The sequence below is a fragment of the bacterium genome (assembly GCA_040753085.1).
Classification (GTDB): domain Bacteria; phylum UBA9089; class JASEGY01; order JASEGY01; family JASEGY01; genus JASEGY01.
This window is the reverse complement of record JBFMHI010000040.1, coordinates 1-19,496: the sequence shown is the minus strand read 5'-3', so window position 1 is coordinate 19,496 and position 19,496 is coordinate 1. Positions and strand designations below refer to the sequence as shown.

Annotated in this window: 14 protein-coding genes; 10 read left to right on the top strand and 4 right to left on the bottom strand. The window is 47.7% G+C overall.

Going from position 1 to position 19,496, the window contains the following annotated elements:
* Positions 1-239: 239 nt before the first annotated feature.
* From AB1797_06355 to AB1797_06345, 3 genes are all read left to right on the top strand, one after another.
* Positions 240-1,196, top strand: a complete 957-nt coding sequence (locus AB1797_06355) for a PhoH family protein (GenBank protein ID MEW5767236.1) — start codon at positions 240-242, stop codon at positions 1,194-1,196.
* A gap of 105 nt (positions 1,197-1,301) precedes the next feature.
* Positions 1,302-2,930: an HDIG domain-containing metalloprotein gene (locus tag AB1797_06350; protein ID MEW5767235.1), complete on the top strand. Its 1,629-nt coding sequence runs from the start codon at positions 1,302-1,304 to the stop codon at positions 2,928-2,930.
* Complete coding sequence (locus tag AB1797_06345) at positions 2,927-3,979, top strand: deoxyguanosinetriphosphate triphosphohydrolase (GenBank protein ID MEW5767234.1); 1,053 nt, start codon at positions 2,927-2,929, stop codon at positions 3,977-3,979. Before AB1797_06350 ends, AB1797_06345 begins: the two co-directional genes overlap by 4 nt.
* A gap of 165 nt (positions 3,980-4,144) precedes the next feature.
* Here AB1797_06345 and AB1797_06340 read toward each other — a convergent pair whose 3' ends face one another.
* The gene (locus AB1797_06340; GenBank protein ID MEW5767233.1) at positions 4,145-6,469 is read right to left on the bottom strand and encodes a flagellin; all 2,325 of its coding nucleotides are present in this window, start codon (positions 6,467-6,469) and stop codon (positions 4,145-4,147) included.
* Positions 6,470-7,479: 1,010 nt separating this feature from the next.
* Here AB1797_06340 and AB1797_06335 point away from each other — a divergent pair.
* From AB1797_06335 to hisH, 4 genes are all read left to right on the top strand, one after another.
* Positions 7,480-7,677 (top strand): hypothetical protein, encoded by a 198-nt coding sequence (locus AB1797_06335; protein MEW5767232.1) that lies wholly within the window; start codon positions 7,480-7,482, stop codon positions 7,675-7,677.
* Between the two features lie 144 nt (positions 7,678-7,821).
* Positions 7,822-8,049: a hypothetical protein gene (locus tag AB1797_06330; GenBank protein ID MEW5767231.1), complete on the top strand. Its 228-nt coding sequence runs from the start codon at positions 7,822-7,824 to the stop codon at positions 8,047-8,049.
* Positions 8,034-8,366, top strand: a complete 333-nt coding sequence (locus tag AB1797_06325; protein MEW5767230.1) for a type II toxin-antitoxin system PemK/MazF family toxin — start codon at positions 8,034-8,036, stop codon at positions 8,364-8,366. Before AB1797_06330 ends, AB1797_06325 begins: the two co-directional genes overlap by 16 nt.
* A 451-nt stretch (positions 8,367-8,817) precedes the next feature.
* Complete coding sequence (gene hisH, locus AB1797_06320; GenBank protein ID MEW5767229.1) at positions 8,818-9,507, top strand: imidazole glycerol phosphate synthase subunit HisH; 690 nt, start codon at positions 8,818-8,820, stop codon at positions 9,505-9,507.
* Positions 9,508-9,655: 148 nt separating this feature from the next.
* Here the strand turns inward: hisH and murG are convergent, their stop codons facing one another.
* Genes murG through AB1797_06305 form a run of 3 tightly spaced genes read right to left on the bottom strand, consistent with a single transcriptional unit; the run spans position 9,656 to position 14,933 of the window.
* Positions 9,656-10,762: an undecaprenyldiphospho-muramoylpentapeptide beta-N-acetylglucosaminyltransferase gene (gene murG / locus AB1797_06315; GenBank protein MEW5767228.1), complete on the bottom strand. Its 1,107-nt coding sequence runs from the start codon at positions 10,760-10,762 to the stop codon at positions 9,656-9,658.
* 39 nt (positions 10,763-10,801) lie between these two features.
* Positions 10,802-12,304 carry an Rne/Rng family ribonuclease gene (locus AB1797_06310; protein MEW5767227.1) on the bottom strand — a complete coding sequence of 501 codons (1,503 nt, stop codon included), beginning with the start codon at positions 12,302-12,304 and terminating at the stop codon, positions 10,802-10,804.
* A gap of 1 nt (position 12,305) precedes the next feature.
* Positions 12,306-14,933, bottom strand: coding sequence for a TIGR03960 family B12-binding radical SAM protein (locus AB1797_06305; GenBank protein MEW5767226.1), 2,628 nt, complete (start codon positions 14,931-14,933; stop codon positions 12,306-12,308).
* Between the two features lie 670 nt (positions 14,934-15,603).
* Between AB1797_06305 and ugpC the strand changes: the two genes are divergently transcribed.
* The 3 genes from ugpC (at position 15,604) to AB1797_06290 (ending at position 18,980) form a co-directional block, all read left to right on the top strand.
* The gene (gene ugpC, locus AB1797_06300) at positions 15,604-16,674 is read left to right on the top strand and encodes a sn-glycerol-3-phosphate ABC transporter ATP-binding protein UgpC (GenBank protein MEW5767225.1); all 1,071 of its coding nucleotides are present in this window, start codon (positions 15,604-15,606) and stop codon (positions 16,672-16,674) included.
* On the top strand, positions 16,659-17,861 hold the full coding sequence (gene lpxB, locus AB1797_06295; protein MEW5767224.1) for a lipid-A-disaccharide synthase: 1,203 nt from the start codon (positions 16,659-16,661) through the stop codon (positions 17,859-17,861). Before ugpC ends, lpxB begins: the two co-directional genes overlap by 16 nt.
* Positions 17,862-18,167: 306 nt before the next feature.
* Positions 18,168-18,980: a Smr/MutS family protein gene (locus AB1797_06290; GenBank protein MEW5767223.1), complete on the top strand. Its 813-nt coding sequence runs from the start codon at positions 18,168-18,170 to the stop codon at positions 18,978-18,980.
* Positions 18,981-19,496: the final 516 nt, after the last annotated feature.

Below are 19,496 nucleotides of genomic sequence, written 5' to 3'. Positions count from 1 at the left end.
CTCTTGCTAAAAACCTTATATTAAGAAATATAGATGGGGTATTAGCAACAATAAGAGAGGGTTGTTTATTTCACCCTCCCCTAACCCCTCCCATCAAGGGAGGGGAAGCTCTTATGCCGACGCTGTCGGTACAAAAGGAGATGAAACTTAACCCATAGCACTATAATCTGTAATGAGCTTACTTTTTTAACTTGATTTTGAGTAGATACACAAAATCGGAATCTTGAAACCCGAAACTAATGGATGAGCGAATAATTTTAGCCAGTGAAGAAGAGGTTAGGAATTTATTTGGCCGGCATGATGAAAACCTGCGGTTAATCAGAGAGGCCACGCCGGCCAAGATTGTGGCGCGTGGCAATGAGATAATTATCAAGGCCGATAGCGCTGGACCTGAGGAAATCGATCTGGCCAGGCGGCTTTTTGACCAGTTGCTGAGTATTCTTCGAAGCGGGCATATCCTTTCCGGCGCCGAGGTAAGATACGCCCTCAGGATGATCAGGGAAGATAAAAATATCGATCTGGCCCGGATCTTTTCGGAAGCCATTACTGTCTCGTATCGGGGACGATTGATCAGGCCAAGAACCCTGGGACAAAAGTCTTACGTAGAAGCTATTGAGAGGGATGATATTACCATTGGCATTGGCCCGGCCGGAACAGGCAAGACCTATTTGGCTATGGCTATGGCTATTCAGGGCTTGCTCAAAAAAGAGGTTGATCGGATTATCCTTACCCGGCCGGCGGTTGAAGCCGGGGAGAAGTTAGGTTTTTTGCCCGGTGATCTGATGGAAAAGGTCAACCCTTATCTTCGTCCATTATATGATGCCCTTTATGATATGATGAGCCTGGAAAGGGCGCAAAGACTTATTGAGACCGGCGTGATTGAAGTTGCCCCGCTGGCCTTTATGCGGGGAAGAACCTTAAACGATGCCTTTATTATCCTGGATGAGGCCCAAAATACTACGCCCGAGCAAATAAAGATGTTCTTAACCCGGCTCGGGTTCGACTCCAAGGCCGTTATTACCGGAGATATTACCCAGATTGATTTACCTAACGGATGCACCTCCGGGCTGGTGCAGATTCAATATATCTTGAAAGGCATCAAGGGGATATCTTTCATCTACTTTACTGAGGCTGATGTGGTGAGGCACTCGCTGGTCCAGAAGATTGTTAAGGCTTACGAGGCTTACCAAAAGTGACTAATCCAGCTTGGCGAAAGTTCTCACCTGGTTTCCATCGGGTTCGAGGATTCAAGGGTTTAAGGGGAGGGGGAATTTACGCCAGGCTTTACTAACTTGAAGATTATGAAAAAACCAAAGGTCTTCTGGCGATACTTTAGGATAAGCAGCCACCATTTAGAGGTGTGGGCCTTTTTAAAGAGGATACACCGCTACCTCCTGGCGCTGGCCCTAATTGGTGTGCTGGTTATTGTTTTCTTGCCTACTTTAATCCACGAGGAGGAAGAGGCAGCCGGGCTTAAAAGAGGCGCGCCGGCCCCCGCCATCCTCCCCTCCTCTGATTTAGACACCGGAGATGTGTTGCCGCCTCTCCTCCCACTGAGCGAAGAAGAGAAGGAATTAATAGATACCCAAGCGGTTCAAAAGCCCACGCCCGTCTTGGAAGCCAAGCCAGCCAGGGCCAATCTGAAAACCATCCTTGGTTTCACCCTTCTTTTATCCTGCTTTATGTATCTTCTCACCCTCTATGTCAGACGTTATCAACCTGACATCCTGCGCAAGGAGAGCAAGTTGCTGTTTATCTATCTCACCGTGCTCCTGACGGTGATTACGGCCAAGGTTATTTCGCTCATTCCTATTTTATCCGATTTTTTTATCCCGGTGGCTGCCTTTTCTATGCTGGTGGCTATTCTACTTAGTGAAAGGATAGCCCTCTTTTTGACCCTCTTTTTGAGTCTTTTAATCGGTATCTTAGTGGGAGGAAAGATGGAAGTTATTCTCTTTTACCTTGGGGGAGGGATGGCTGGTGTCTACGCGGTGGCCTCTGCTCGCACCAGAGCCGATCTAACCAAAAGCGGCGTGGTGATAAGTTATATTAATCTAGGAATCGTCATCGCCTATGGACTTATCTATCAATATCCTTTTCGCCAGATAGGTGTAAATTGTCTCTGGGGGGTAGGCAATGGCTTCTTATCCGCTATTTTGACGATTGGTGTTTTGCCCTTTTTGGAACACATCTTTGGTATAGTGACCGATTTCAGGCTTTTGGAGTTAGCGGATCTAAATACGCCTCTCCTTAAGAAACTTCTTATCCAGGCCCCTGGAACACATCACCACTCTATTGTGGTGGCTAATTTAGCTGAAACAGCCGCGGAAGAGGTAGGGGCCAATTCCCTTCTGGCCAGAGTAGCCGCCTATTATCACGATGTCGGCAAACTGTCTAAACCTGAATATTTCAGTGAAAACCAGGCTGAAGAAAGCAAACATAAGGACCTCAAACCATCTCTTTCAGCCTCTGTGCTCCGGTCCCACGTAAAGGAAGGGGTAGAGGTCGCCAAATCGCATAATCTTCCTCCCCGAATAATAGATGTTATCAGGCAACACCACGGAACATCAGTGATGACCTTTTTCTACCGCTTAGCTAAAGAAAAGGAGGAAGAAGAGAAACAGCCGGTCAAGGAAAGTGATTTTCGCTATCCAGGGCCTAAACCTCAAAACAGGGAAGCCGCCATCATTATGCTGGCTGATGCGGTGGAGGCCACCTCCAGAACCCTGACCAAACCCACGGCCCTCAGACTCGAAGAGATGGTCAAGCGAATTATTAACGATAAATTTATTAGCTCAGAATTGGATGAATGCGATCTTACTCTAAAGGACCTGACCAAAATCGCCGCTACTTTTACCAGATTGCTTACCGGTATTTATCATTCCCGGGTAGAGTATCCCGGTGAGGAGAAGGAGGAGAAAGCGCCTTGATTATCCGAAAGGCCTTTGAAGAGTCGGAAGAAAGAAATTTAAGGCCGGAAGCAGCTTTATCGGCCAGATCAAGGGGGCGTTCGCGACCGGAAGAAGAATGTCATATCCGCACCGCCTTCCAACGGGATAGAGATCGGATCATTCATTCCGAATCTTTCAGGAGGTTAAAACATAAAACGCAAGTCTTTTTAATTACCCTTACCGAAACCCATCGGACCCGGCTTACTCATACTATTGAGGTCTCTCAGATTGCCCGGACTATTGCCCAGGCCCTCTCGCTAAATGAAGACCTGACTGAGGCCATCGCCCTGGGCCATGACCTGGGTCATGCCCCCTTTGGACACGTGGGAGAACAAGTCCTGAATGAGATTAGCTCTTTCGGATTCAAACATAACGAACAAAGTATTCGGGTAATAGAGGTATTGGAGAAGAAAGGCCAGGGACTTAATTTGACCTACGAGGTTAAAGACGGTATCCTGAAACATTCACGTGGAGCCACATCCCTTTTAGAAGAAACTGATAAAGATAAACCGGCCACTCTGGAGGGAGCTATTGTCAGATTAGCTGATTCTATTGCTTATGTCAATCACGATATTCAAGACGCCTTATTTGCCGGCTTGATCAAATTGGATGATCTGCCGGCTCAGGCTTTAGCCCTACTGGGCAGGCGTCATTCAGAACGAATAGATACTATGGTCAAGGACACCATCGAAGCCAGTTGGAATAAAGGTGAGATCAGGATGAGCCACCGGGTTCTTGAAGCGACCAATCAGCTCAGAAGCTATCTCTACCGCTATGTATATCCCGGCAAGAAGATCCAGATTGAGGCCCGAAAGGCAGCTAAGGTAATTAAAGAGCTTTTCGGCTACTACCTGGACCACCCGGGTGAAGTTAAAAGACAACTTCATTTCCTCCCCCCCCATACCCCCATAGAACGTCTTGTTTGTGATTATCTGGCCTGGCTGACCGATTACGAGACCCTCCGGCAATATGAAGAGATATTTCTGCCCAAGCCCTGGTTAACCGAGGGTGAATTAGAGGAAGGATGATACATCGGATTTCGGATTGCGGATTTCGGAGTGGGGATAAATCCGCGATTCGCAATCCGCAATCCGTAGCCGTCGGCCTACCTTCCTGAAAGCTGGGAGCTTTCAGGTAAGGTAGGCCGCTTGTCCCTCCTGAAACAGGCTGTACCTTGGGAGATACTCTGTCTTCTAACCACCAATTAAGGCCAGGACATTCTGGGGAATGGCATTGGCTTGAGCCAGCATCGCCGTTGAAGACTGAAGCAGGATCTGATTTTTCACAAAGACGATGCTTTCCTCCGCAAAATCCAGATCTCTAATTCGGGATAAGCTGGCGGTCTGGTTCTCATGGGCGATCTCATCATAGTTCAAGTGGTGTTCCATCCGGTTCTGGATGGCGCCCAGGTTGGCCCGCTCCATAGAGACTAAATCAATAGCATCCCGAAGGAGACTGATAGCTGACTCCGAGGCAAAGGTGGTCGTCACGCCATTCTCCTTTAAGACGTCGATTTTTATGGCCTGAGTAGAGATAGTGGAGATATTGGCTACAATTACCTCGTCCTTATTCGCCCCCACGTGGAATAAGAGGCCTTCCTTTCGCCATTCAGGATTAGCATAACCATCAGGCTTATACCAGGTGCCGTCCGGTCCGGCCTTAATGTTGACCTCTTCAAAGAAGCCAAAGCCCGCCGTGGATTTATGCTCAGCCAGAAACATGTCCGAGCCGTTATCTGAACGGAACCAGAACTTATCCTGGATGGTATCATAGCCCATGGTCACGTTGGCATCCTGAGAGGCGTTGACATCCGTTATCAACTCATTGAGCGTATTATACTTGGCAATAGAGAAGGTGGCGTTGTTAATGGTGATCGTGCCGGTGATATCCCGATCAAAGTTGGCAAAGTGATCGTCAGGGGTGGCATAACCACCGGTTTGAACCGCCGAGTTATTTCTATTCGCCCCCCCGTCATCATACTGGGAGGCCTCTCTATTCATGGCATCACCTCGCCCCTGCCAGGCCCGACTGTAAGCTGAGTTGAAAACAGCCCCCAGTTTTTGGCCGCTATCACCTTCGCCGTAATTCAGGTTGACCTTATCCCGATAGATCACCTCTTCCACCGGATCGAGTTGACCATTAGAGCTTTCTTCATCATCCTGCCGAACATCATACCGGCTCTCTACATAAGCATGCCAGGTAGGGGCTCGAAAGATGTTGGAGTGATTAGTCCGTTCATTGTTCTGAATGCCGTCGCTGGCCTTTCCTCCTAAACCATCTTCGCCTTCTCCCTCTCGATCCAGGATGGAGACCTCATAGAGGAAATTGTTGTTCCCAGAGACAGCCGAAAGGACCAGGTCCTTATTTTCGCTATCCCGGACAATTACGAACTCATCATGGTCTCGATCATAACTAATAGTGACATCGGCTTCGGCAGAGGTGTTAATGGCGTTCATAAACTCTTCTACCGTGGCGTAGTCAGCTACCGAAAACCTTACACCGTTGATGGCGATAGTGCCATCTACCTCGGCATCGAAGCCGGCATAGTGATCACTTCCCTGGGACCGGTTAAAACTCTTGGTGATGTCGATGATCTCAATATCCTGGGTGCCCACGGCGTTACCACTCTGGTTATTGGCCTCATACTGGCTGATGGCCATCGCCCTGGGACCCGGCTGGGCAATTGTGCCTGTATCGATCCTGGCGGCGGTAAAGAATGGGGTTACACCGCTGGCGGCTGATTGGCCGATTCTTAACAGTGTTTCAGCCGTATCTGAAGTAATGGTAAAGCGGTCCATCAGGATATCATAGCTAAGGGTCACATTAGCCTTTTCTGATTGATTAACGGCCTGCATGAAATCATTAACCGAATCATAATCAGACAGGCTGAATATGGCCTCGTTAATCCTGACATATCCACCAATCCTGCCCTCGCCAGAAGCCACGTTGTCAATGGCTCCATTTAATTGAGTCACCCCATCAGTAGCTTCAAAACCGGCCGCCGAGAACTTGGCATAGATATCTATGCCTCTCGAGTCATCTCTGGCCTGCTCACCGCTCGTTCTGGAGGCCTTATACATCATTGGGGCCGTTTCTGAGAAGTTACCAGTCAGCAGCTTCATGGCATTAAACTCAACGGCCTCGGCCTGACTGTCAATTGATTCCAATAACTGATCTACCTCAGCCTGAATCATAAGCCGCTGATCAGGTGATTCCGACCCATTGGCTGATTCAATAGCCAGGACCCTCATCCGCTGAAGCATGGCCTGAATCTCATGCATGCCGGCTTCAGCCGTCTGAATAACGGAAATTCCATCCAGGGTATTTCGAATACCTTGTTCCAGTCCTAAGACTTGAGTATCTATTCGTTGGGCAATAGCCAATCCGGCGGCATCATCCCGAGCCCGGTTTATCCTTAAACCGCTCGACATTCGTTCCAGATTCTGGGCCAGTGCCCTGTTTGTCGATGATAGATTACGATGAGAATTAATCGCAGATGGATTATGAACTACTCTCATTGTTATAACCTCCCTGTTTTTTTATTTATAATATATGATGTTTTGTTCTTCTCAAGTCCTCCCTTGCCTTGAGAATGGCCTAAAATTTAGGAAATAAGCCCACCCCCGGCCTAATGAATAAAAAGAATTGGTCGGTTGTCTGGCCCTAAAGAACCTAAATCTTATGGTACGGCCTTTTTATAAGGTTGTCTTCCTTATGGTGCCTTTAGGCCTTGGAGTTCCCTCAACCACTCAAGCCTTTCAGACTATCTTTAAGGAAAGAGGGCAGCTTAATATAATAGATATATATCTCTCTTTCCTTCTGGTTTCAACCCCTTCGGGAACTCGCCATAGCCACTTGCTCTATTTGGAGATCCAGAGATATTTATTCTTTTTTCCATCACCGCCATTACTTAATAGAAAAAGATGGGTAAATACCCGATAGTCTTCCAGAAAACTATCTTTCAGTCCGCCTTAAGGGATAAAACTATAAAATGGGCCCTGAAAGATGTTTGCCTAAAAGCAGCCTCTTTTTTGATCCCTCCTTTCTTTATGGATTTTAATATAATTTGGCTTTCATCATCGTTTCGGCCATTTACGGATTAATCGCGAATCGCGGATTGCGAATTGCGAATCGCGGATTTTAAAAAATAGATTCGCGATTCGCGATTAACGATTCAATAAATGGCCGAAACGATGACTCTCGCCGATAATCGTAAATATATTAATTTTATATGATCTTGTAAAAGTAAACAAAAAAGGTCTATTACAGGGGAAAAGTATCTTTTTCCCCCCCGTAATAGACCTTTTTTAGATCCTCCCAAATTGTTAATAGTATAGCATAAATTCTTGGATATGTCAAGAAAAAAATTAGGGTAATCGCCTCAAAAATTCGATCATTCAGGAGGTCTCCGAATCCTTTTCTGCTTGACAAAAAGTATCATCCTATGGTATGGTTAAAAAAGAAAGGTGCTATTATGAAATAACTTAGTGTAGCCCGGCGTATCGGAGAAGGATGAAGGAGGTGCAAAATGGCTGAATTGAAATACCAACCAGCGCTTCACGACCATGAAGCATTCCTTAAGAAGGCATTGAAACGTAATGAATTCAGGAAAGCATACGAGGACTTGGAGGAGGAGTACGTTCTTACCCGTGAGATGCTTTCCGCCCGCTCAAAATCAGGTCTCACGCAGGAAGCGGTCGCGGATTGCGCTTCTTGGCTGTCATAGCTTGCCTATGGTGGCCCGGGTTGTTCAGTCGCTTCTTGTCCTCAGAGCGGATGGGCATGGCTCACACTGGTTGTTAGCCTGCTCTCGTCGTGGCAACCAATTGCAAGAAATATACGCTACATATCGTGCAAAGGGGGGATACCTATGCAAGCTACTCTCACTATCGCCCGAATCACGGATACCCTACTTACCTTACCGGCCGAGAAACTAGCCGTGGTGTATGACTTCGTATCCTATCTTTCGGAACGCGAACACCGGCTCGCGTCACTGGAGAAGGATACCGGGGCTATCGCGTGCATGTTGGCGTCCGAAGCCGTGCTGCGGCGCGATTGGGATCGGCCCGAGGAGGACGCCGCATGGGCCAATTTGTGAAAGGTGATGTGGTCGTTGTCCCCTTTCCGTACACGGACTTGACCGCCAGCAGTAGACGGCCGGCCCTGGTCGTGGCGACCTTGACTGGTGATGATGTGATTTTGTGCCAGATTACCAGCCAAGCCATCAGTGACCGCTACGCGATACCGCTGGTCAAAGCGGACTTCAAAACTGGGGGGCTGTCTCAGGATAGCAACATTCGCCCCAACCGGCTGTTCACCGCTGATTCCAACATCATCTTGTACCGTGCGGGCGTAGTCCGGTCGGAGAAAGTCAAGCAAGTGGTGGCGAAACTCGTGGAGATTATCCGGGCATAGCGTGGATTGTCGAGGCTCCATGGGCCAGGTGATGCCTGCTCAGGAGCAAAGCGGGCTAACATTAGTTGGAGCCGACGCCCACCCTTGCGCTTTAAACTATCGCGCCTTGCCCGCGCAGGTGTCAGTGATTCGGGCTCGTCTTGCCAGTGAGGGCGGGTGGGCGCGGTTCAACCTAGCCGTTAGAGGCCTTATTCTCATCTTCCCGGTCTAAAGCCGCTCTTGATAAAGCTTCAATAATGTCCGGTAAGCACACTGGCTTAGCTTGCCAAGAAGCCGGCGGTCCTAAGCGCCTGTAGTGAACGCTAAAATTAAGTAGACGTAGGGCAAGGTTTTAGCCTTGCTACAAGCAACCCTAAAGGGTTGCCCTACAGTAAACATCTCAACTTATTTATGTCGTTCACTATAATGCGCCGCGGAAGTTTTAGGATAGGCACGAAGAAGGAGAATACCTATGATCGCCATTATTGATTACGGAATGGGCAACTTGCGGAGTGTGCAAAAGGCCTTTGAGCATTTAGGATACGAGGCTAGGATTGCTCAGACACCGGCTGAAATTATTTCAGCCAATGCCTGTGTCCTTCCCGGCGTAGGCGCCTTCAGGGATGCCATTGGACGTCTCAATCAAACCAGGCTCGACGACCTTATCCGAGAGGTAATTGCAGAGGGAAAGCCTTTTTTGGGCATCTGCTTAGGGATGCAGCTTCTCTTTTCTCGAAGTTATGAGTATGGAGAATATGAAGGACTGGGTATCCTCGAGGGGGTAATAAATAAATTCCCTCCACCGCTTCGGGTGCCTCATATTGGCTGGAACACGGTTGCCCCTCGAAATAAGGCAGAAGGCGGATGGCAGAAGGCGGATGGCGGATTAAATACATCTGCCCCCTCCAAGGAGGAGAATCCCCTCTTTTCCGGCATACCAGCTAATTCCTATTTCTACTTTGTCCACTCTTATTATGTTCAACCATCAGATGAGGGCGTCACGGCCGCCACCACTGAATACGGATTTGAATTTACTTCTATGATCCGGCGGAATAATCTCTTGGCCACTCAATTTCACCCGGAGAAGAGCCAACAATTTGGGTTAACAATGCTCAAGAACTTTGCCCAACTGGCAGAAAAAAGTAACTACGCAGGTGGATAGGCTGAAGGCTTTTAGGGACAAATGCGGTGAGTAGATGATTGAACTTCAGCTTTCAGCCTATAATCCGCAATCCGCAGTCCGCAATCCGCAATCTCTTAGGCCTCTATCTTCAACCTATCTGAGGCGACACCTGAAGTTACCCCTGAAGTCAAGGGGGATTTACCAGCCTGATGACCTCCTCGATCAAGTTCTCGGCTGCCTGGGGCTGGCTGATACCTTTAGCTGCCTCACCCATCTGGTTCAGTTGAGCCGGATTTGACACCAGATCAATGATTTTGTCCCTTAAGATCTCCGGGGTCAGGTCTTGCTCCAGGATGAGAATAGCCGCGCCAATGTCGGCCAACATTCGGGCGTTTCTGGTTTGCTCATCCCTGGTGGCTGATGGCAAGGGGATAAAAATGGCCGGCTTGCCCAGAGTAGCTGCCTCATTGACAATACCGGCTCCGGCCCGACTGACCAGCAAATCAGTCAGGGCAAAAACCTCCCCTATTTCACTTCCAATAAAACGGAAAAGCCGATACCTTTGCCTGAGTTCCTCGCCTAATCCTTCTGCTTCTCTTGAAAGCCAATCAAAATCACGCTCGCCGCATTGATGGATCACCTGGGCTTTTTCCAAGATCCGGCTAAGGACCTGAGCTATGGCCTGGTTGATCCGGTGAGACCCCTGGGATCCACCAGTAACATAGGCCGTAACCAAATCAGGCCTTAAACCGAACCTTTTAGCGGCTGAAATCCGATCCCCGCTAAGAATCTCAGGCCGGACAGGATTGCCGGTCAGAACAACCTTTTCCAAAGGGAAATATCTCTTGGAGGTCTCAAAGGAGATGGCAATCCTGTCAGCCAATCGCCCTCCAATCCTGTTAGCCAGGCCCACCTCTACCGTCTGTTCGTGAATAAGAATCGGTCTCTTTAGAATCCGGCCGGCAATAACCACCGGAAGGGAGACATACCCTCCTGTAGAAAAGATGCAATCCGGTTTAAAATGAAGGATAGTGTTTAGCGCCTGAAGGATACCGAGAGGCAATCGAAGACAAAGATCAGGCAGGGTCTTTAAGGAAAAATAACGGCGGAGTTTTCCTGTGTGGATAGCCATGAAATGGATGCCTTTGGCAGGGACTATCTCCGTTTCTATCCCCTTAGTGCTGCCTACATAAAGGATGTTTGCCGTCGGCTCACGTTTGAGCAGCGCTTCTACGAAGGCAATAGCCGGAGCCGTATGCCCCCCGCTTCCGCCGCCTGTAACCAATATCCGCATCGTAAGTCAGAAGTCAGAGGTCAGAAGTCTGTCCTCTGTCTATTCCGGAAAAGTAGAAAAGAGAAGGCCTTCCCAGTTGAGGTTCTCATCAGCGCTGAGTTGAATCTCTACGCCTAACCTCTTTCCAATCTGGAATAAGTATTCATCATCTCTGATCTGCCGGGCTACCTCAGGGTGGGCTGTAATCATAACCTTGCCGCCTTTAGCGTGGCGGGTAATTCTTTCCAGCTTCTGGATAGCCCGAATAATAATACTTTTTATTGATAAAATCCGTCCTTCACCCCCACAGACAGGACAATACTGGTTAAGGATATCATCTAAGCTTTCCTGGCTCCGCTTTCTGGTAATCTTGACCAAGCCGGTTTCTATGAAAGAAATTACATCGTTCCTCACCCTGTCTCGGGCTAATTCTTCCTTCAGGGTGGACACCACTAGTTCCTGATTCCTAGTATTTCTCATATCGATAAAGTCAACAATGATAGTGCCGGCCAAATTACGAAGCCTGATCTGCCTGGCTATTTCAGAGGCTGACTCCAGATTCGTTTTCAAGGCCGTGTTCTCCAGGTTATCAGATCCCACATATTTGCCCGTATTTACATCAATGGCTACCATGGCTTCAGTTTGATCAATGATAAGATAGCCCCCGCATTTTAGCCATACCTTTCTCTTGAGAGCCGCTTTGACTTCCTTTTCTATTCCCAGTGATTCAAAGAGGGGCTCTTCCTCTACATATAAATACGACTTTGGCTTAAGTGACGGGTCTATTGAGTCCAGGATTTGGGTGTAGGTCGCTTCATCATCGCATAAGATTCGATCTATTTCTTCATCGACTAAATCTCTTAAGACCTTTTGGACCAGCGATAAATCCTTGTGGATGAGGGTCAGGGGAGGAGATGTCTCAGCCCGTTTCTTTACCTTGTCCCAGAGGTTAAAGAGCATATCTGCATCCTTTTTAAATTCATCCTCACTTTTCCCTTCACCCAGGGTGCGGATGATAAATCCCATACCACGAGGGAGAAATTTAGCGGCGATTTGCTTCAGCCTCTCCCGCTCTTTCTCATCGGTGATTCTTCTGGAGACACCAATGTGATCTACGGTGGGGGTGAGCACGAAATAACGTCCGGGTAAGGTAATATGGGAAGTTATTTTGGCGCCTTTTGACTTTATCGGCTCTTTTATGACCTGGATAAGAATTTCCTGATTCGGCTGAAGGAGAGCCGAGATGTCTTCCCTTTGCCAGGAGACAGACGGGAGTTCTGCGGCCACATCAACCTCATCCTCTGAAGAGGCTAAAAGTTGAGAGTAGATTTCGTGATCAACGACCACATCAGAGATATACAGGAAGGCCTTCTTCTCCATGCCAATATCTACAAAGGCAGCCTCCATCCCTGGAAGTATGTCTTTGACCACCCCCTTATAAATGTTACCTACTAATCTTTCCGTGGCCTTCCTCTCGATAAAAAGCTCAGCCAAATGGCCGTTCTCCAATAAGGCCACCTTGGTCTCCTCTTGACTTACGGATATGATTATTTCTTTTTGCATGCTACCATCTCCCTATTCTTTTCGGTATTCCCTTCCGTGGTTTAAGCAGGGCCTCATCAGGGCTTAGGGGTGAGAACAGTTCGTATCCGGCAGGCAGGAGATCATTTACCCTCCGGTGGAATTGATCGGTTCGAACCATATTCAGAATTTTGGCTTGATCCTCGAGGATAGCGGTTATGACCTCCATCGGCCTGGCCGTTCCCAAATGAGAATTTAGAATGAATAATTTGAACTCATAGATGCCTGAACGCGAGGTCTCTTCTACTGTTATATCATTAATGAAGCCCCTGATTTCAACGGATTTCTCACCTTTTTCCCTCATCCGCTTAATCCATATCTCCTTATGAGCCAGGAGATTTAAGATGCGTTTTTTGATCTCATCTAAGGACATCTCTATTTTTAGGCTGACCCGATAGACCATAAAATTTATCACCTCATCCAGAGACCGGGCCCTGGGAGAAAGAAAAACTACCTCCTTAACTTCCAGGCCAGGCGGAAGGCCTTGTTGCAGATTATCCCTGAGAGTAGATATATCTTGCGGCCGGCTCAATTGCAAATCCATAAATTCTGCTTCTGAAGTCAGGCCGACAGGCAAAGGCGGGCTAAAGGCTATTTTGGGTAATCGGCTGTATCCTTCAGAGAAGGCGATGGGGAGGCGGGCCCTGCTTATGGCCCGTCTCAAAGCTCGGGTGAGCGCCCCATGCGAGACGTACTTTAATTCTTCCCCTTTGGCATATTTTATTCTGACCCTATACCTGGTTTCTTGAGGGAAGAGGCGAGGACTGGCCTCTTCCCGGGAAAGCGGCGGCTGGACCTCCTGAACCTGAATCTCGGGTTTTAGATCATCCCCACAAACCCCACACCTGTGGCATTCCCCATCCCGACAGTCAGGGGTGAAGGCCCCGGCCGCAGCCTGCTCGTATTCCACCCGGAGGAACTCCTTGTCTACGCCCATATCGATATGGTCCCAGGGCAAAATTTCATCACGCCTTCTGGGGCGATTGGCGTAGAAACAAGGGTCTAAGTTGGATTCGGCAAAGGCTCGTTCCCAGATATCAAACCTGAGATGGTCCGGCCATGAATCAAATCTGGCTCCGCCCGCCTGAGCCCGCATTAACACTTGCGCCAATCTTCTGTCGCCCCTGGCAAAGACACCCTCAAGCAGACTAAGCTCAGGCTCGTGCCAGCTTAGATGAAGCCCCCGGCCATTCAGGTTGGATTTGAAATACTTGAGACGGGCTTCGGCTTCGGACAAGGCGATCTGCTCTACCCATTGAAAGGGGGTGTGAGGTTTAGGCACAAAGCAGCTTATACTGACCTTGAGGTCCTTTCCCCCCTCCTTTTTGAGCCTCCTGACCAGGTGGCGGATACCTTCTAAATCTTCCTCAGTTTCCGTGGGCAGGCCAATCATAAAGTATAATTTTATTAACCTCCAGCCCAGTTGATAGGCCCCTCTGACTGTTTCAAAAAGCTCTTCCTCTTTAATCTTTTTGTTGATGACGCGCCTGAGCCGTTCTGTGCCGGCTTCCGGGGCAATAGTCAGGCCGGTCTTTCTGATCTCTTTTATCTGCTCAGCCAGGGCCTTGATCTTTGGATCTACCCGGAGGGAAGGAAGCGAAGTAGATACCCCCCTATCTTTAAATCTGGTGATTAACCAGGAGACTAATTCTTTAATACAGGTGTAGTCATTGATGCTCAAAGCCAGGAGAGATATTTCCTCGTATCCGGTTTGGTCGATAACCTCCAGGGCCTGCTGACAGAGCCTGGCCAGGGAGCGTTCCCTAACCGGTCGATAGATCATTCCGGCCTGACAGAAACGGCATCCCTGAGTGCAGCCCCGAAATATCTCAAGCACCGCCCGGTCATGGATGGTCTCTTCGTAAGGCACAATTTGGTTGACAGGGTATACGCTTGAATCTAAATCCGTTATGGTTCGCTTTCTGATTCGTGCCGGAGTCTGGTTATCTTTAGGTCTAAAGCTGCGGATGGTTCCATCCGGGTGATAAGTTACTTCATAGAGCGAAGGGACATAGATACCCGGCACTCCGGCAAACCTGGAGAAGAGTTTCTGCCGCCGTTCTCGCCGGTGCTGGCGATAGACCTCCACCACATCCAGGATAAGTTCTTCACCTTCCCCCAAACAAAAGAAATCAATAAATTCAGCTAAAGGTTCGGGGTTGGCAGCACAGGGGCCTCCGGCAATGACCAGAGGATGAGAATCATCCCGCTCTGAAGATTTAAGAGGGATTTGAGCTAACTCCAGCATAGTCAGGAGATTGGTGTAAGTCATCTCATACTGGAGGGAAAAGCCTAAGATATCAAATTCCGAGATAGGGGCGGCTGATTCCAGGCTAAAGAGAGGCAGCCTCTTTTCTCTCATTATCTCCTCGGCATCAAACCACGGCATATAAACCCTTTCAGCCACCACGTCCGGCTGTCGGTTCAGGACTTCGTAAAGTATTTTTAGCCCTAAATGAGATTGACCAATCTCGTAGGTGTCCGCATAAGCTAGAGCCACAGAGATATCCACCTGAGAATGATCCTTGTGAATGCTGTTCAGTTCATCTCCCAGATAGCGAAGGGGTCTGGTTACAAAGGGTAAGATGGAGTTAATATCTACTTTGGACATATAAAAAATAATAGCACATCCTGGCCGATTTGTAAACCTAAAAATCGTTGTAACCGTTCACTTCACCACGGAGACACAGAGACACTGAGAAAGATCTAAAGGACAAGTCTCTTAATTAGGTCTTTGTCGTTCAAAATTTAGACCACGCAAATAGAGTTCATGCCAAAGGCATTCTTCGTAGGCTGACTATAATAAGCCAGGGCCTAAATGCCTATAAACTTCATATTGCTGACCCAATTATTTGCTCTGTAAGTGCTTTTTCTAACCAAACTTTTGCAGAAAATTCAAGATATAAAGCCACAGACTAACACAGATTGGACACGGATAAACATAAAATATGTGGGACGGTTATGAACCGTCCCAAAAACTTGAACATCGAGTTTTAGGAATAAATGCGGAGAGGAGATGATTGGACTTCAGTCTTCAGTCTATCTGCCTAAATAGTTACCTATGTTTTTTTATTGACATTGGCCATGCAAGTATGTTAAAATCGTAACAGAAAGAGATGAAATGAATTCAATGGAAGAGAGATAAGTTTTTATGCAAGTGGAAATTAGAGAAGAAGCAATTTACTTGCCTGTGCGGATTAATGGGCTTTACCTTCATCTGGTAATCGGCGTTAGGGGAAGAGAAAAGTAATTTATTGAAAAGATACCTTAGGGAGGCAGCTATGGCTAAGGTGGCCTTAAAAGGAACAACCAAGATATACCCTGGCCAGCACATACCAGCGGTTAAGGATATTACCCTGACGGTCAAAGACAAAGAGTTTTTGGTCCTGTTAGGTCCTTCCGGTTGTGGGAAATCAACCATCCTTCGGATGATTGCCGGTCTGGAGGAGGTAACCGAAGGAGAGATCTATCTTGATGATAAATTAGTTAATCGAGTCCCTCCTAAGGATAGAGACATTGCCATGGTCTTTCAAAACTACGCCCTGTATCCCCATATGAGCGTATATAAGAATATGGCCTTCGGCCTTAAGATGCGGGGGTATCCTAAATCTCAAATCAAGCAAAGGGTGATCGAATCGGCCCAGATGCTTGGCTTGGAGGATTTATTGGACAGAAAGCCCAAGGCCCTTTCTGGAGGTGAAAGACAGAGAGTGGCTTTAGGCCGGGCCATTGTTCGAAAACCCAGGGTCTTTCTTTTTGATGAGCCCTTGAGTAATTTAGATGCTAAATTAAGGGTCCAAATGAGAAGAAATCTGGTGCAGCTTCATCGTCGGTTAGAGGCTACTATGATTTATGTGACTCACGATCAAGTTGAAGCCATGACTATGGGTGATAGTATTGCCATCCTCTTCGAGGGCCGCCTCCAACAGGTAGACGACCCCCTCAATCTTTATGACCAGCCGGCCAATAAATTTGTGGCCTCTTTTATTGGCAGCCCTCCCATGAACCTTTTGCCGGCCTCGGTCAAACAGCAACCGGATGGACTGTATTTGAAGGCAAATGGATTATCCATAAAGATTGATAAAGACCTCAGAGATTATTTAGGTAAAGAAATTACCTTTGGCTTTAGACCGGAGGATATCCAATGCACACCAGGGGGCCCCTTCAAGGCCAGGGTGGAATCAGTTGAACCTTTAGGCTCAAAAAGCAACCTCTACCTGAGAATAGGCGAATTATCCCTGGCCACCGTAACAAACAGCCATTCTGGTCTCAAAATTGGAGAAGAGATAGCCGTTGATTTTAACCGCGACAAGATTCATTTCTTTGACGAGGGAGGATGCAGGATACCATGACTCCCTCGGTTATGATAGTGGCGGGAGAGGTTTCGGGTGACCTCCATGGGGCAAGTTTAGCGGCGGCCCTTCGCCAATTAGACCCCGGTGTCAACATTTTTGGCACCGGCGGCGTGAGAATGAGACAGGCGGGCGTAGACCTCATCTCGGAGACGACTCATTTAAGCTCAGTAGGACTGATCGAGGCCTTCAGGTTCTTGCCGACTTTAAGCAAACTTTACACCAAATTAGGAAAAATTATAGAGGAAAGAAGACCTAAGGCCATAGTTTTAATAGATAATCAGGGATTCAACCTGCAATTGGCTAAACTGGCCCGAAAAAAGTCTATTCCTACCCTTTATTACTTTGCCCCCCAGATATGGCTCTGGGGAAGCTGGAAGGCAAAAAAGATCGCCCATCTCATTACCCATGTTATCGCCACTTTAAAAACCGAAGAAGCCGCCTACAAACAGGTGGGGGCCAAAGTCAGTTTCGTCGGCCATCCTTTTGTCGATACGGTCCGGGCCACTCTTCCACCTGAGGAAGCCTCTCGATCTCTCGGACTTGATCCCCTCAAGCCGGTGGTGGGCCTTCTTCCGGGAAGCAGATACCAGGAGGTCAAGAATCATCTTCCCATCCTCATGGAAGTAGTGAAGATAATGCTCAAGCAGCGGGAAGAGGTTCAATTCGTTCTTCCGATCGCTGATCCGGTCTACCGGGAAAAGATTATTAGTCAAGCCCTGGGATGGCCTGTGACCATTATTGAAAATAAGCTCGATAGTCCTCAGCCTCCATTCTCCAGTCCCCCGAGTCTGCCTGTTAAAATTATCGGGGCCAAGATATACGACGCCCTCAGCATCTGCGATTTACTTATTACCTCTTCGGGTATCGCCACTATGGAAGCAACTTGTCTGGGTATCCCGATGATTATTATCTACCGGACATCTTATCTCACCTATTTTCTGGCCCGCTCTCTTTTGAAGTTACCTTATGTGGGCATGCCTAATATTATTGCTCAAAGGCAAATACTTCCGGAACTCCTTCAACGGGAGGCCAATCCGGAAAAGATATCTATTTTGGCCCTTGATCTTCTATCTAATCAACACCAAAGAGAGAAAATGCGAGAGGACTTGGCCAGCGTAGTGGGGACGTTAGGTCAGCCCGGCGCTGTAAAAAGAGCCGCTCAGATCGTGCATTCTTATTTGTAAGGCAACTTATTCAGCCACTGATTAACACGGATTAGCACGGATAAATAACACAGGACAGAAGGCGGAAGTGTAGGGACAGGGCTTGTCCCTGTCCGTGCTTGTCCATGTCCGTTCCGTAGACGGACAACCACAAGGGTTGTCCCTACAGCCTAAGGACAGACCCGAATCACGGACACGGCTCACGGATTTTCCGTGTTTCATCTGTGTGCATCTGTGGCTGAATAGTTACTTTGTAAGTAGAGGACAGAACACAGATAACCGATAATAGATGTTATCTGAGTTCTGAGTTCTGACCTCTGACCACAAATGGATAACCGGGATAAGGAACTCTTTGATATTGTTGATCGGGCGGGCCATATTATCGGTCAGACATCACGCCAGGTATGTCACAGTGGTCCAGGCTTGCTCCATCGGGTGGCCCACGTGTTGGTCTTTAATTCGAGGGGCGAGCTATATCTCCAGAAACGCTCTCAAACCAAGGACATTCAGCCCGGCAAATGGGATACCTCGGTGGGCGGCCATCTTGCCCCTGGCGAAGATTTCAGGAAGGGGGGCTGTCGAGAACTGGAGGAGGAACTGGGTATCAAGGAAGTAGAGCTGGCCCATTTATATGATTATATCTGGGAGAGTGAACGTGAATCGGAATTGGTGAGTGCCTTTAAGGTTATTTATGATGGCCCGATTAGATTTGATCCCCTTGAGATCGAAGAAGGCAGGTTCTTTACTTTCTCAGAGATTGAATCCAAGCTGGGGAGCGGTCTCTTTACCCCAAACTTTGAGGAAGAATATAAGCGATACAATGAACAAGATAAACTGACTGACGAAGCTGAGGGCGGTCTGGCGGAGGTTTTTATCGTCACAGACGTCCTTGACCTTCATGGTTTTTTCCCCCAGCAGATTCCGGATACGATCCGGGAATTTATCAGGAATGCCATTGACCTGAGGCTTAACAAGCTGAGAATTATTCATGGTAAGGGCAAAAGCAAGCTAAAGTATCTTGTCCGCCAAGAATTAAAAAAACATCCTCAGGTAGTTTACTTTGCTGATGCCTCACCCGAATTCGGTGGTTGGGGAGCGACCGTGGTGGAATTAGCTCAAAATGGTGAGCTGAAACAGTAACTACTTAGCCGGGTAAAAGAAAAACCACAGATTTCACAGATTATTTTCACCAAACTTTCGACCTGTATGGTTAGGTTGTAGACTACTGACGCTGAAAGCGTCGAATTTTAAATAGCCGTAGATGTAATCTACGGAAATAAATCGCAACATTCGACCCTGCAAGGGTCGAATATTATCCATCGCATATAATTCAACCCTTTCAGGGTTGAGATGTTCGTAGTTGTTTCGCCTTCCCCAGGTTTTACCTGTGGTTATGTAAAATTTAAACCTTTCAGGTTTGGAGGGAATTGCTTGTAATCTATAACCGTAGAGGTCGCAAACTTTTGCAGGAAATTCAAGATATAAAGCCACAGATTAACACAGATTGAACACGGATAAACACAAAATATATTGGCATTGTCTCATTTCGGTCAGAAACAGCCCTAAAAAGTGGTAACAGTTTTGGCCGAAGAGACAATACGCCCCTTGTATTTTGAAGGTTGTTTTTTAGACCTTCTGGTGTTACTATACTTTTGC

Bases quoted from the DNA above. Each gene is read 5' to 3' on its own strand.
- AB1797_06335 (MEW5767232.1), top strand. From the start codon at position 7,480: ATGGCTGAATTGAAATACCAACCAGCGCTTCACGACCATGAAGCATTC.
- AB1797_06290 (MEW5767223.1), top strand. From the start codon at position 18,168: ATGGATAACCGGGATAAGGAACTCTTTGATATTGTTGATCGGGCGGGC.
- AB1797_06350 (MEW5767235.1), top strand. From the start codon at position 1,302: ATGAAAAAACCAAAGGTCTTCTGGCGATACTTTAGGATAAGCAGCCAC.
- AB1797_06325 (MEW5767230.1), top strand. From the start codon at position 8,034: ATGGGCCAATTTGTGAAAGGTGATGTGGTCGTTGTCCCCTTTCCGTAC.
- murG (MEW5767228.1), bottom strand. From the start codon at position 10,762: ATGCGGATATTGGTTACAGGCGGCGGAAGCGGGGGGCATACGGCTCCG.
- lpxB (MEW5767224.1), top strand. From the start codon at position 16,659: ATGCAGGATACCATGACTCCCTCGGTTATGATAGTGGCGGGAGAGGTT.
- AB1797_06340 (MEW5767233.1), bottom strand. From the start codon at position 6,469: ATGAGAGTAGTTCATAATCCATCTGCGATTAATTCTCATCGTAATCTA.
- AB1797_06330 (MEW5767231.1), top strand. From the start codon at position 7,822: ATGCAAGCTACTCTCACTATCGCCCGAATCACGGATACCCTACTTACC.
- AB1797_06310 (MEW5767227.1), bottom strand. From the start codon at position 12,304: ATGCAAAAAGAAATAATCATATCCGTAAGTCAAGAGGAGACCAAGGTG.
- hisH (MEW5767229.1), top strand. From the start codon at position 8,818: ATGATCGCCATTATTGATTACGGAATGGGCAACTTGCGGAGTGTGCAA.
- AB1797_06355 (MEW5767236.1), top strand. From the start codon at position 240: ATGGATGAGCGAATAATTTTAGCCAGTGAAGAAGAGGTTAGGAATTTA.
- ugpC (MEW5767225.1), top strand. From the start codon at position 15,604: ATGGCTAAGGTGGCCTTAAAAGGAACAACCAAGATATACCCTGGCCAG.
- AB1797_06305 (MEW5767226.1), bottom strand. From the start codon at position 14,933: ATGTCCAAAGTAGATATTAACTCCATCTTACCCTTTGTAACCAGACCC.